General features: G+C 72.6%; 11 protein-coding genes. 7 read left to right on the top strand and 4 right to left on the bottom strand.

What is annotated here, in order from left to right:
- Positions 1 to 9 precede the first annotated feature (9 nt).
- Positions 10 to 1,842: a phosphatidylglycerol lysyltransferase domain-containing protein gene (locus tag IH00_RS0125260; RefSeq protein ID WP_052411622.1), complete on the bottom strand. Its 1,833-nt coding sequence runs from the start codon at positions 1,840 to 1,842 to the stop codon at positions 10 to 12.
- A gap of 151 nt (positions 1,843 to 1,993) precedes the next feature.
- On the opposite strand from IH00_RS0125260, the gene IH00_RS0125255 reads away from it, so the two are divergent.
- Entirely contained in the window at positions 1,994 to 3,112 is a 1,119-nt protein-coding gene (locus IH00_RS0125255; protein WP_031077375.1) for an alpha/beta hydrolase, read from the top strand.
- On the opposite strand, the gene IH00_RS0125250 is transcribed toward IH00_RS0125255, so the two are convergent.
- Positions 3,099 to 4,247: an ABC transporter ATP-binding protein gene (locus IH00_RS0125250; protein WP_031077372.1), complete on the bottom strand. Its 1,149-nt coding sequence runs from the start codon at positions 4,245 to 4,247 to the stop codon at positions 3,099 to 3,101. The two genes, IH00_RS0125255 and IH00_RS0125250, sit on opposite strands and share 14 nt — an antisense overlap.
- Positions 4,248 to 4,388: 141 nt before the next feature.
- Here IH00_RS0125250 and IH00_RS0125245 point away from each other — a divergent pair, with 141 nt between their 5' ends.
- From IH00_RS0125245 to IH00_RS0125230, 4 genes are all read left to right on the top strand, one after another.
- Positions 4,389 to 5,081, top strand: a complete 693-nt coding sequence (locus IH00_RS0125245; protein WP_031077370.1) for an ABC transporter permease — start codon at positions 4,389 to 4,391, stop codon at positions 5,079 to 5,081.
- Between the two features lie 3 nt (positions 5,082 to 5,084).
- On the top strand, positions 5,085 to 5,777 hold the full coding sequence (locus IH00_RS0125240) for an ABC transporter permease (protein WP_031077368.1): 693 nt from the start codon (positions 5,085 to 5,087) through the stop codon (positions 5,775 to 5,777).
- Positions 5,777 to 6,754, top strand: coding sequence for an ABC transporter substrate-binding protein (locus tag IH00_RS0125235; protein WP_031077366.1), 978 nt, complete (start codon positions 5,777 to 5,779; stop codon positions 6,752 to 6,754). The genes IH00_RS0125240 and IH00_RS0125235 overlap by 1 nt, the downstream gene beginning before the upstream one ends.
- Positions 6,755 to 6,866: 112 nt before the next feature.
- The gene (locus IH00_RS0125230; protein ID WP_031077364.1) at positions 6,867 to 7,871 is read left to right on the top strand and encodes a hypothetical protein; all 1,005 of its coding nucleotides are present in this window, start codon (positions 6,867 to 6,869) and stop codon (positions 7,869 to 7,871) included.
- 133 nt (positions 7,872 to 8,004) lie between these two features.
- Here IH00_RS0125230 and IH00_RS0125225 read toward each other — a convergent pair whose 3' ends face one another.
- Positions 8,005 to 9,165 carry an NADH-quinone oxidoreductase subunit D gene (locus IH00_RS0125225; RefSeq protein WP_031077362.1) on the bottom strand — a complete coding sequence of 387 codons (1,161 nt, stop codon included), beginning with the start codon at positions 9,163 to 9,165 and terminating at the stop codon, positions 8,005 to 8,007.
- Positions 9,162 to 10,199 carry an SAM-dependent methyltransferase gene (locus tag IH00_RS0125220; protein ID WP_031077360.1) on the bottom strand — a complete coding sequence of 346 codons (1,038 nt, stop codon included), beginning with the start codon at positions 10,197 to 10,199 and terminating at the stop codon, positions 9,162 to 9,164. The genes IH00_RS0125225 and IH00_RS0125220 overlap by 4 nt, the downstream gene beginning before the upstream one ends.
- A gap of 95 nt (positions 10,200 to 10,294) precedes the next feature.
- On the opposite strand from IH00_RS0125220, the gene IH00_RS0125215 reads away from it, so the two are divergent.
- Both IH00_RS0125215 and IH00_RS0125210 read left to right on the top strand, forming a co-directional pair.
- Positions 10,295 to 11,497: a sensor histidine kinase gene (locus tag IH00_RS0125215; protein WP_031077358.1), complete on the top strand. Its 1,203-nt coding sequence runs from the start codon at positions 10,295 to 10,297 to the stop codon at positions 11,495 to 11,497.
- Between the two features lie 21 nt (positions 11,498 to 11,518).
- The gene (locus IH00_RS0125210; RefSeq protein WP_031077355.1) at positions 11,519 to 12,193 is read left to right on the top strand and encodes a response regulator transcription factor; all 675 of its coding nucleotides are present in this window, start codon (positions 11,519 to 11,521) and stop codon (positions 12,191 to 12,193) included.
- Positions 12,194 to 12,198: the final 5 nt, after the last annotated feature.

Raw genomic sequence — 12,198 nt, 5'->3', positions numbered from 1 at the left:
CAGGGCGGGTCAGGCCGCGCGGACCTCGTGCTCCCCGTGCGACGGGGAGATGTGCGCACAGGGCCGGGCCGGGCGGGCGGCGCGCCGGCGGCGGAACGGGCGCGGCGGCTCGATGTTCACGAAGCCCTCCGCCTGCATCGCCGCGAAGCCGATGCGCGGCAGGTCGCGGGCGTTGCGGTAGACGACGAAGCGGGGCTCCCAGCGCGGCTGGAACTTCGCGTTGAACTTGTACAGCGACTCGATCTGGAACCAGCGGGAGAGGAACACCAGCAGTCCGCGCCAGATCCGCAGGACCGGGCCGGCGCCGAGCTTCTCGCCGCGGGCCAGGGCCGAGCGGAACATCGCGAAGTTCAGCGAGACCCGCTCGATGCCCAGTTGGGGGGAGGCCTGGAGGGCGGCGACGATCAGCAGTTCGTTCATGCCCGGGTCGGCGGAGCGATCGCGGCGCATCAGCTCCAGCGACATCCCGTCCGTCCCCCACGGCACGAAGTGGATGATCGCCTTCAGGTCCCCGTACGGGGCATCCGGGTCCTCCTTGTGGGCGGTGGCGATCACCGCGTCACCGTCGGCCGGGTCGCCGATGCGGCCCAGCGCCATGGAGAAGCCGCGCTCGGTGTCGGTGCCGCGCCAGTCGGCGGCGGCCTGCCGTATGCGCTCCAGCTCGCCGTCCGAGAGGTCACGGGCGCGCCGGACCCGGGTCGTGTACCCATTGCGCTCGATGCGCTTGACCATCTGGCGCACGTTGCGCATGGCGCGCCCGGTGAGCGAGAAATCCGGGACGTCCACCACCGCCTCGTCGCCGAGCTCCAGCGCGTCCAGACCGGTCTCCCGGGTCCACACCTCGCCGCCGGTCTCGGAGCAGCCCATGACGGCAGGGGTCCAGGAGTGGGCCTTGGCCTCGTCCATGAACCGCTCGATGGCGCCGGGCCAGGCCTCGACGTCGCCGATCGGGTCACCGCTGGCGAGCATCACGCCCGAGACGACGCGGTAGCAGACGGCGGCCTTGCCACTGGGGGAGAACACGACGCCCTTGTCGCGGCGGAGCGCGAAGTGGCCGAGCGAGTCGCGCCCGCCGTGCCGGGCGAGCAGCTCGCGCAGCCGCGTCTCGTCGTCCTCGGTGAGCCGGGCGACCGGGTGCTCGGGGCGGAGGGCGAGGTACACGGTGGTGATGGCGGTCAGCAGACCGAGCGCGCCGAGCGAGTAGCCGACGGTCCAGTCGACGCCACCGCGGTAGCCGATGGGGCCCTCCATGCCGAACAGGCCGTAGAGGACGTGCTCCAGGCGGTCGCTCAGGCCCGGGCTGCCGACCACCCTGCGGGGGTGGGCGCTGACGATGATCAGGCCGAGCCCGATCGAGCCGGCGCCCATCACCACGAAGTTGGCCAGTGCCTTCCAGCGGCTGCGCGGATCGGGCAGCGCCGCGAACTCGCCGCGGTGGCGCAGCAGCAGGGCGAGCAGGGCCAGGGAGAGCAGGGCGCCGATGACGGAGTGGCGGTAGACGAACTGGGCCGCGGCCCCGACGGGCAGCAGGATCACGGCCGCGCGCCAGGCGCGGCGCTTGTGGCGCTTCAGGCCGTGCGCGAGCAGCAGGAGCAGGACGCCGGCGCTGACGGAGAGGGCTGCCGAGAGGGGGCCGAGGGTGCCCGGCAGGACCTCCGCGACGGCGTGCATGCGGCTGGCGCGGAACCGGGGGAAGACCCCGGCGGCGATGTCGATCAGACCGATGACCGTGCAGGCCGTGCCCACCAGCGAGGGAACCGTTTCGGCACGCGGCCCGCGCAGGACGCGGCGCAGCCGGCCAGGAACCGATCCCGACTTATCCCCATCTACCGTGACAGACATTGCTTCCCGTAGCTCCGCGAGAGATTGACCTGTGTCCCCTGGGGCCGGAAACGGCTCGGCCGGACAGCGTGCGCTCTCTAGGACGGCACACGGGGGAGACGGGTTCATTCCGCCCCCGGGAAAATCTCGACGAAGAGGACTGGCACGACTCATGGGTCTCACCAGCAACAAGGTCCTGGCGCTGGCATCGCTCCTGGCCATCGGCCTGTTCGCGGCGACCGTCCTGCTGTGGCCGCGGCTCGCCCGCCGGGGCCTGCGGCCGGTGCTCGCCCGGGTGGGGCTGCTGCTGGCGACCCAGCTGGCCCTCTTCGCCGCGGTCGGCCTGGCCGCGAACAACCAGTTCCTCTTCTACGGCTCGTGGGCCGACCTGTTCGGACGGGAGCAGGAGATGGGCGTCGTCGTCGACCACTCCGCGGGCGGCGCGGCGGGCATCACGGTGGTCGGCGAGCGCAAGCCCGAGGGCGTGCCGGGCGCCGCCCGCCCGGCGCTGGCCGGCCAGGTCCAGAAGGTCGTCGTCTCCGGCGGGAGATCGAAGATCCGGAGCACGGCCTACGTCTACCTGCCGCCGGAGTACTTCCAGCCGCGGTACGCCGGGAAGACCTTCCCGGCGGCCGTCGTGCTGACCGGCTACCCGGGCACCGCCGAGAACCTGCTCAAAGGGCTCAAGTACCCGCGCACCGCCCACGAGCAGGTGAAGCAGGGGAAGATGCGCCCCATGATCCTGGTGATGCTGCGCCCCACCGTGGCGCCGCCCAGGGACACCGAGTGCGTCGACGTCCCCGGCGGCCCGCAGACCGAGACCTTCTTCGCCGAGGACCTGCCCGAGGCCGTCTCCGGGACGTACCGGGTCGGCACGCACGCCCGGAACTGGGGCTTCATCGGCAACTCCACCGGCGGCTACTGCGCGCTGAAGATCGCCCTGCACCACCCCGGGCGGTACGCGGCGGCCGCCGGCCTGTCCGCGTACTACAAGGCGGCCGAGGACGTCACGACCGGGGACCTGTTCCACGGCGACCAGCGCCGCCGCGACCGGGCCGATCTGCTGTGGAGCCTGGACCACCTGCCGCAGGGCCGGTCGTCCTTCCTGGTCACCACCTCCCGGCAGGGCGAGGGCAACCGCCGGGGGACGCTCGACTTCATCAGCAAGGTGAAGGCGCCCGCCCGCGTCTCGTCGATCACCCTCGACAGCGGCGGGCACAACTTCAGCACCTGGAACCGGGAGATCCCGCCGGCCCTGGTGTGGCTGAGCGGCCGGCTCAGCGCCGGCTGACGGTCTCCAGGTCGACGTCGCCGCGCGCTACGTCCCGCGCATCGGCGGCGGTGGAGCGGCGCAGCGCCTCGTGCAGCCGCGCCGGGGTGAGCACGCCGAGGAAGCGGCCCTTCTCCTCGCGGTCGACGACCGCGATCCAGCCCGCGTCGTACTGGAGCATCGTGGCGAACGCCTGCTTCAGCGAGGCGCCGACGGGCAGCCACGCCTCCATCCGGCGGGCGTGGTCGCGCACCAGGCCGCTGCCGGCGCCGGCCTGTTCGGCGGAGATCCAGCCGTGCAGGCCGCCCTCCGCGTCCAGCACGACGGCCCAGTGCGCGCCCAGGTCGCGGGGCAGCGGGTCGTCGAGGCGGACGACCGGGGGCTGTTCGAGGTCGCCGGGCTCGATCGGGGTGACCGACAGGCGCTTCAGTCCGCGGTCGGCGCCGACGAACTCGGCGACGTACGGCGTGGCCGGGGCGCCCAGGACCGTGGCGGGCGCGTCCAGCTGCTCGATCCGGCCCTGCCCGAAGACCGCGATGCGGTCGCCCAGCCGGACCGCCTCCTCGATGTCGTGCGTGACGAACAGGACCGTCTTGCGCATCCGGGACTGGAGCTTGAGGAACTCGCTCTGCAGACGCTCGCGGACGACCGGGTCGACCGCACCGAACGGTTCGTCCATCAGCAGCACGGGCGGGTCGGCGGCCAGCGCGCGGGCCACGCCGACACGCTGGCGCTGGCCGCCGGAGAGCTGTTCGGGATAGCGGTCGCCGTACACGGCCGGGTCGAGGCCGACGAGGTCGAGGAGTTCGGCGGCGCGGTCACGGGCCGCGGACCGCTTGACGCCGAGGAGGTGGGGGACGGTCGCGGTGTTCTCCAGCACGGTCCGGTGCGGGAAGAGGCCGACCTGCTGGATGACGTAGCCGATGCCGCGGCGCAGCCGTACGGGGTCGGTGCCGGCGATGTCGTGGCCGTCGACGAACACCCGGCCCGAGGTCGGTTCGACGAGCCGGTTGACCATCTTCATCGTGGTGGTCTTGCCGCAGCCGGACGGTCCGACGAGCGTGACGAGTTCGCCCTCGGCGACCTCGAACGACAGGTCGTCGACGGCGGTCGTGCCGTCCGGGTACCGCTTCGTGACGTGCTCGAATCGGATCATGGTTCCCCATTGTGGCCGGTGCCGTGTGAAGGCGGTGTTGCCGTGGTGTGGCGGACCCCGGTGATTGTCGGTGGCGGGGGATAGGGTCGTCGGTGACTCGAACGCAGGAGCGGTTGCGGCCGTGGAACGGGGGTGGGGTGCGTGAGCGAGGCGCCGGGTTGTCTGGCGGCCAACGACTGGATCTGCGGGGAGTACGTCCGCTCGCGGGCCCAGGAGCTGACGGACGCGACGGTCCAGCACGTGTGGATCACGGTCGTGTCGGTGCTCATCGGGCTGGCCGTGGCCTTCCCGCTGGCCCTGCTGGTGCGCACCCGGCCGCGGTTCGCCGGGCCGGTGCTGGGACTGACGACCGTGCTCTACACCGTTCCGTCGCTGGCCATGTTCTCGCTGCTGCTGCCGTTCTTCGGGCTCTCGGCGGCCCTGGTGGTGACGGGCCTCGTGCTGTACTCGCTGACGATCCTCGTACGGAACATCCTGGCGGGGCTCGCGGCGGTGCCCGAGGAGGCGCGGGAGGCCGCGTACGGCATGGGGTACGGGCGCGGGCGGCTGCTGTGGGAGGTCGAACTGCCGCTGGCACTGCCGGCCGTGATGGCGGGCGTGCGGATGGCGACGGTGTCGACGATCGCCCTGACGACGGTCGGTGCGCTCGTCGACCACGGCGGGCTCGGCACGCTCATCACGAGCGGGCTGAAGAGTTTCTTCAAGGCGCAGGTGCTCACGGCGTCGGTGCTGTGCGTGCTGCTGGCGATGGCGGCGGATCTGCTGCTGCTCGGCGTGCAGCGGCTGCTGACCCCGTGGACGCGCATACCGGCACGGGCGGGCGGGGCGGGCTGAGCGATGGGTGCGGTGACCGACGCCTGGACCTGGCTGACGACCGGGGCCAACTGGCAGGGCGAGAGCGGAGTGTGGCACCGGCTCGGCGAGCACGTGTGGTTCAGCGGTGTCTGCCTGCTGATCTCGTGCCTCGTCGCGCTGCCCCTGGCGCTCTGGCTGGGGCACATCGGCAAGGGCGGCGCGCTCGCCGTGAACCTCTCCAACGTGGGCCGGGCGGTGCCCACCCTGGCGGTGCTCGTCCTGCTCACCCTCACTCCTCTCGGGCGCCACGGCGACCTGCCGGTGATCGTCGCCCTGGTGCTGTTCGCGGTGCCTCCGCTGCTCACCAACGCGTACCTCGGGATGCGGGAGGTCGACCGGGCGGTGGTCGAGGCGGCGCGCGGCATGGGGATGTCCGGCGGGCAGCTGTTCCGGAAGGTCGAACTCCCCCTGGCCTACCCGATGGTGATGACCGGGCTGCGGTCGGCGACCGTCCAGGTGATCGCCACCGCGACGCTCGCCGCGATGGCGGGACAGGGCGGGCTCGGCCGGATCATCACCGCGGGTTTCAACACGTACAACACCGCGCAGGTGGTCGCGGGGGCGCTGATCGTCGGGGGGCTCGCCCTGGCGGTCGAGGGTCTGCTGGTGCTCGCCGGCCGGGTGTTCGACCCGACGCGGCGGAAGGAAGTATCGACATCCGGACGGAGAACGTGATGAGCAGGACCTCGCGCAGGGCGGGTGTGGCGCTGGCCGTGGTGGCGCTGGGCGGCGGGCTCGTCGCATGCGGCGGCGACAGCCTGGAGAAGAAGGGCGGCGCGGACACCGCGTCGTCCGGCGGCGGTGCCAAGGGCACCCTGGTCGTCGGCTCGGCCGGCTTCACCGAGGCCAACGTGCTGGCAGAGCTGTACGCCCAGGTGCTGACGGATGCCGGGTACACCACCTCCATCAAGACGGTGGAGAACCGGGAACTGTACGAACCGTCCCTGGAGAAGGGCGAGATCGACGTCGTTCCGGAATACGCGGCTACGCTTGCGGAATTCCTCAACGCGAAGGTGAACGGACCGAAGGCGCCGGAGGAGAAGCCCGTCGCCTCGAGCGATGCCGGCGCCACCGTCGCTGCACTGGAGAAGCTCGCGGCACCGCGCGGACTGAAGGTGCTCCCGGCCGGTGCAGCGGTGGATCAGAACGCGTTCGCCGTGACGGAGGAATTCGCCGCGAAGAACAAGCTGAAGTCCCTTTCCGACCTCGGCGCCGCCAAGCTGAAGGTGAAGATCGCGGCGGGCGACGAGTGCGAGATCCGGCCGTTCTGCGCGCCGGGGCTGAAGAAGACGTACGGAATCGACGTGACGGGCATCGACCCCAAGGGGGTCGGTACGCCGCAGGCCAAGCAGGCGGTCAAGGACGGCATCGACCAGCTGGTGCTGACGACCACGACCGATGCCACGCTCGACCAGTTCGGGCTGGTGCTGCTGGCCGACGACAAGAAGCTCCAGAACGCAGACAATGTGCTGCCGGTCGTCAATGCGAAGGATGCCGGATCGGCGGAGATAGCCACCGCGCTCGGCAAGATCACCAAAGTCCTCACGACCGACGATCTGATCGACCTGAACAGGAAGGTGGACGCCGAGAGGGCAAAGCCGGCGGACGTGGCGAAGGCTTACCTGGAGGCCAAGGGGTTGATCGGCGGGTAACGGGGACGGGGAGAAGAGCGGACCGGCCCGGCGGGAACCGCCGGTCGAAGACTGGCAAAACATTGCCGGGCCGATGCCCCAAACAGCGTCTACGCACGGTAAATTTCAGGCCATGCCACGTGGACGCCACCGCCATTCCCCGCCTCTGCACAGGCTCCTGCCGCCGTCGGCGGTCGCCGGAGCGCCGGTTCTCTGTGCCGGAGGCGCCTGGCTCCTCGCGGATCCCCTGGTGCTGCGCCTGCTGGTCGCGGCCGCCGCGGCGGCCGCCGTCACCGGCGCCGTGCTCATGCGCAGTTGGGACCGTGCGGCAGGCCGTCGCGTCGCCGAGCTCACGCGGGCCCGGGCGGGCGACCAGTGGCGCACGGAGGAGCGGATAGCCGAGCTGGAGACCGACCTGGAGGAGTCGCGCGAGCTGCGCACCAAGCTGGAGGCCAAGCTGCGCGCCAAGCGCGTCGAGCTGGCCGGGCTGCGCAACGAGCACGCCGAGCTGCTGCGCCGGTACGCCACCGCCGAGACCGAGCGCGCCAGCGCCCTGGAGGGCCGCCGGCAGCTCGCCCTGGAGGCCGCCGTCCCCGCCAAGCAGCTGCCCGCCGCCGGATCCACCCCCACCGCGGCCGCCTACCTCCAGGCCGCCAAGGCCCTGGACGACCTCACGCGCAACGCCGCCGTGCAGGAGGCGAAGCGCACCGCCGAGGAGGCACGCCGCCGCGACCTGGCCGAGCGGGCCAGGGAAGCGGAGGCCGACGAGCCGCAGGGGAAGCACGCGGCGGCCGCCGGGCAGCCGCAGGGCCACCCGTCGTCCGCCGCCCCCTCCGTCCACGGCGTCTCCGCGATGCGCACGGTCCCGGCGGCGGCCGCGGTGGTGCCGCGCGCCGCGCAGCGCCGCCCGGCCCCCCGCCTGCAGGGCGGCTTCGACTTCTTCGGTACGCAGACGCAGAAGAGTCCCGCCGCCATCGAGGCCGTGCAGCACGAGGACCTGGCGGACGTCGTGGGCGAGGAGGCCCTCGCGGTACGGCGCAGGGAGGAGAACGCGGTCGGCAAGGTCATCGACCTGACGGCGCACGACGAGACCGAGCAGCTCGACGTGGTGGAGCTGCGGCGCGACGCCGTGTCCTAGGGTCTGTCGTTCGGACCAGGCCGGATCGGGGAGTGGTGTCCGCGACGTCCCGTCCGCCCGGCGGCCGAGCCCCGCGGGCGGACGACGCCGCTGCGCGGACACTCCGCAGGTCGTGCCCCGTCCGGGGCCGGCGTCACTTGTCGATGTCGCCCACGACGAAGAAGAACGACCCCAGGATCGCCACCATGTCCGCCACCAGCGTGCCCGGCAGCAGCTCGACCAGCGCCTGGATGTTGTTGTACGACGCCGAGCGCAGCTTGAGGCGGTACGGGGTCTTGTCGCCCTTGGAGACCAGGTAGTAGCCGTTGAGCCCGAGCGGGTTCTCGGTCCAGGCGTACGTGTGGCCCTCCGGCGCCTTGAGGACCTTCGGCAACCGCTGGTTGATCGGACCGGGCGGCAGCTCGGCGATCCGGTCCAGGCAGGCGTCCGCGAGGTCCAGCGAGTTGTGCGTCTGCCCCAGCAGGCACTCGAAGCGCGCCAGGCAGTCGCCGTCCGTGCGGGTGACGACCTCCAGGGTGTCCTGGAGCTCGCCGTACGCCAGGTACGGCTCGTCGCGGCGCAGGTCGAAGTCGACGCCCGAGGCGCGGGCGATGGGACCGCTGACGCCGTACGCGTGCACGATCTCCGGCGACAGCACGCCGACGCCCCGGGTGCGGCCGCGGAAGATCTCGTTGCCGAGGACGAGCCGGTCGTAGACGTCCATCCGGGAGCGGACCTCGGCGACCGCGTTCCGGGCCCGGCCGAGCCAGCCGGCCGGCAGGTCCTCCTTGAGGCCGCCGACCCGGTTGAACATGTAGTGCATCCGGCCGCCGGAAATCTCCTCCATGACGTGCTGGAGGTCCTCCCGCTCGCGGAAGGCGTGGAAGATCGGGGTGATACCGCCCAGTTCGAGAGGGTACGAGCCGAGGAACATCAGATGGTTCAGCACCCGGTTCAGCTCGGCGAGCAGCGTGCGCGTCCAGACGGCACGCTCCGGGACCTCCATGCCGAGCATCCGCTCGACGGCCATCACCACACCGAGCTCGTTGGAGAACGCGGACAGCCAGTCGTGACGGTTGGCCAGCATGATGATCTGGCGGTAGTCGCGCGCCTCGAAGAGCTTCTCCGCGCCGCGGTGCATGTAGCCGACGACCGGCTCGGCGTGCTGGATCAGCTCGCCGTCGAGGACCAGGCGCAGGCGCAGCACGCCGTGGGTGGAGGGGTGCTGGGGGCCGATGTTCAGCACCATGTCGGTGCTCTCCGCCGCACCGCCGATGCCGACCGTGGTCTGCCTGGGCTGCGTCCTGTCCGTCATGGCGGACAGTATCCCTCGCCGGGCACGGGCTGGAGCAGCCAGGTGAAGTCCCCGAGCCCGCCGCGCGCCGTCAGCTCGGCGGCCTCGCCGGCGGCGGCCAGAGCCCGTACGTAGCCGGCGGGATCGGTCCGCGCCGTCTCCAGGGGCGGCCGTGCCCCCGTGATCCCGAGCCGCCGCAGCGCCTCCCGTTGCGTGACCAGCTCGGCCCCGCGATCCGTGCCCGCGGCCGGCCCCGCGGCACCCGCGGCACCCGCCGCCACGGGCGCGCCCGCGGCCGCGCAGGCGTCCAGGGCCACGTGGGCCGTGATGTCGCAGGTGCCGTCCGGCACCGGGGGCACCTCGCGCCCCGCGCGGAAGCCGGTCAGCGTGCCGAAGGGCGGCCGCGCCCCCGCCGCGTGGGCGTAGTCGACCGCCACCGCCAGCCCCGCGGAGAGGGAGCCCACCGCGCCGGCCCACGCCGCGTCGCGGGGCCGGCCGATCTCGGCACGCTCGCCCGGCTCCCGCAGCGGCCACCAGCGCGCCAGCCACCGCGCGTCGGCCCCTGCCACCGGTGCGCCCAGCCGCTCGGTGCCGTCGGGTGCCACCTCGACGTACCGGGGCGTGCCCGACCCGTCGGCCTCGGCCACGTCCACCGGGACGTTGTCCAGCCACTCGTTGGCGAACAACACCCCGCGCACCCCGGCCGGGAGCCGCTCCGCCCAGGAGATCTGCGGGTCCAGCCCCGCCGGCCGGGCGGCCCGCTCGACGGCGTGCGCCCGTACCCGCAGACCGGCGGGTGCCGCCGCCAGCACGCCCGCGAGCAGCTCGCCCCGCCCCGCTCCCACGTCGACCAGGTCCACCTCGTCCGTCCCCAGCTCCTCCGCGACCCGCGCGAGCAGCCGGGCCACCGCCGCGGCGAAGAGCGGCGAGGCGTGCACGGACGTGCGGAAGTGCCCCGCCGGCCCCTCGGGCCGCAGGTAGAAGCCGTCGGGCCCGTACAGAGCGGACTCCGTGGCCGCACGCCAACCACGCCATTGACACGTCTCATCCGTCACGGGCACCAGTCTCCACCTTGGGGAGTAGGCCCTTTCGTTGCGGATGGGACCTCCGGTTGACCCCTGCACCTGTCCGTTTCCCTACGCTGGGTTACGTGCAGCGCCTCTACGACTTCATCCGCAGGCACCCCACGGGCGTCGACAGCTTCTGGGCCGTGATGCTCCTGGGTTTCTCCATGCTGTGGGTGGCCAACGAACCCGTCGGTGCCGACCCCCGAGCGGCGGCGGCCGGCATCGTCCTGCTGCTCTGCCTGGCCGTGGCGCTGCGCCGCCGCTCGCCCGAGAAGACGCTGCTGCTCGTCGCCGGCCTCGGGGTGGCGCAGCTGGCGCTCGACATCCAGACGAACCCGGCCGACTTCGCCATGCTGGTCGTCATCTACACGGTGGCCGCCCACGGCGACGGCGCCCGCTGGGCCTCCCGCCTCGCGCTGCTCGGCGGCGTGGCCGCGGCACCGCTGTCGCAGGTGCGCTGGCCGGCCGAGGAGGTGTCGACGGCCGGGCGGATCTTCTTCACCGTCGTGATGACCGTGCCGTTCGTCCTCGCCTGGGTGCTCGGCGACTCCATGCGCACGCGCCGCGCCTACTTCGCGCAGCTGGAGGAGCGCGCCACGCGCCTGGAGAAGGAGCGCGAGGCGCAGGCCAAGGTGGCCGTCGCCGCCGAGCGGGCCCGGATCGCGCGCGAGCTGCACGACGTGGTGGCCCACAACGTCTCCGTGATGGTCGTCCAGGCCGACGGCGCCGCCTACGTCCTCGACAGCTCGCCCGAGCAGGCCAAGCAGGCGCTGGAGACCATCTCCACCACCGGCCGCCAGGCCCTCGCCGAGATGCGGCGGCTCCTCGGCATCCTGCGCACCGGCGAGCCGCAGGACTCCGAGGACTACGTACCGCAGCCGGACGTCCAGCAGATCGGCGAGCTCGTCGAACAGGTCCGCACCGCGGGCCTGGCCGTGGACTTCCGGATCGAGGGCACCCCGCGCCCGCTGCCGAGCGGTGTCGAGCTCACCGCGTACCGCATCGTCCAGGAGGCCCTGACCAACACCCGCAAGCACGGCGGCCCGGACGTCGGGGCGAGCGTGCGGCTGGTGTACTTCGACGACGGCCTGGGCCTGCTGGTCGAGGACGACGGCCGCGGCGCGACGCAGGAGCTGTACCAGGACGGCGGCGCGGACGGGCGGGGCCACGGCCTGATCGGAATGCGCGAGCGCGTCGGTATGGTCGGCGGCACCCTGGATGCCGGGCCGCGGCCGGGCGGCGGCTTCCGGATCAGCGCCCTGCTCCCCCTCAAGCCCGCTCACTGACCCGTATCCCGAAGGAACCGCATGTCGATCCGTGTGATGCTCGTCGACGACCAGGTGCTGCTGCGCACCGGCTTCCGCATGGTGCTCGCCGCCCAGCCGGACATGGAGGTCGTCGCGGAGGCGGGCGACGGGGCCGAGGCCATCGAGGTCCTGCGCTCCACCGCGGTGGACGTCGTGCTGATGGACGTCCGCATGCCGCGCCTCGACGGCGTGGAGGCGACCCGCCGCATCTGCGGCGAGCCCGGCGCCCCGAAGGTCCTCATCCTCACCACGTTCGACCTGGACGAGTACGCCTTCTCCGGGCTGAAGGCGGGCGCGAGCGGCTTCATGCTCAAGGACGTGCCTCCGGGGGAACTGCTCACCGCCATCCGGTCGGTCCACAGCGGTGACGCGGTCGTCGCGCCGTCCACGACCCGGCGGCTGCTGGACCGCTTCGCCCCGATGCTGCCGTCCACGAGCGCGGAGCCGCGCAACACGACCCTGGAGAAACTGACGGAGCGCGAGCGCGAGGTGATGATGCTCGTCGCGCAGGGCCTGTCGAACGGCGAGATCGCGACCCGGCTGGTGCTGTCCGAGGCCACCGTCAAGACCCATGTCGGCCGCATCCTCACCAAGCTCGCGCTGCGGGACCGGGTGCAGGTGGTGGTCCTCGCGTACGAGACGGGCCTGGTGCGGGCCGGAGGCGGCGGGAAGTGAGCGGG

It is taken from the genome of Streptomyces sp. NRRL S-118 (assembly GCF_000716335.1).
Lineage (GTDB): Bacteria > Actinomycetota > Actinomycetes > Streptomycetales > Streptomycetaceae > Streptomyces.
The sequence above is the reverse complement of the archived record's forward strand: the minus strand, read 5'-3'. Positions and strand labels throughout refer to the sequence as shown.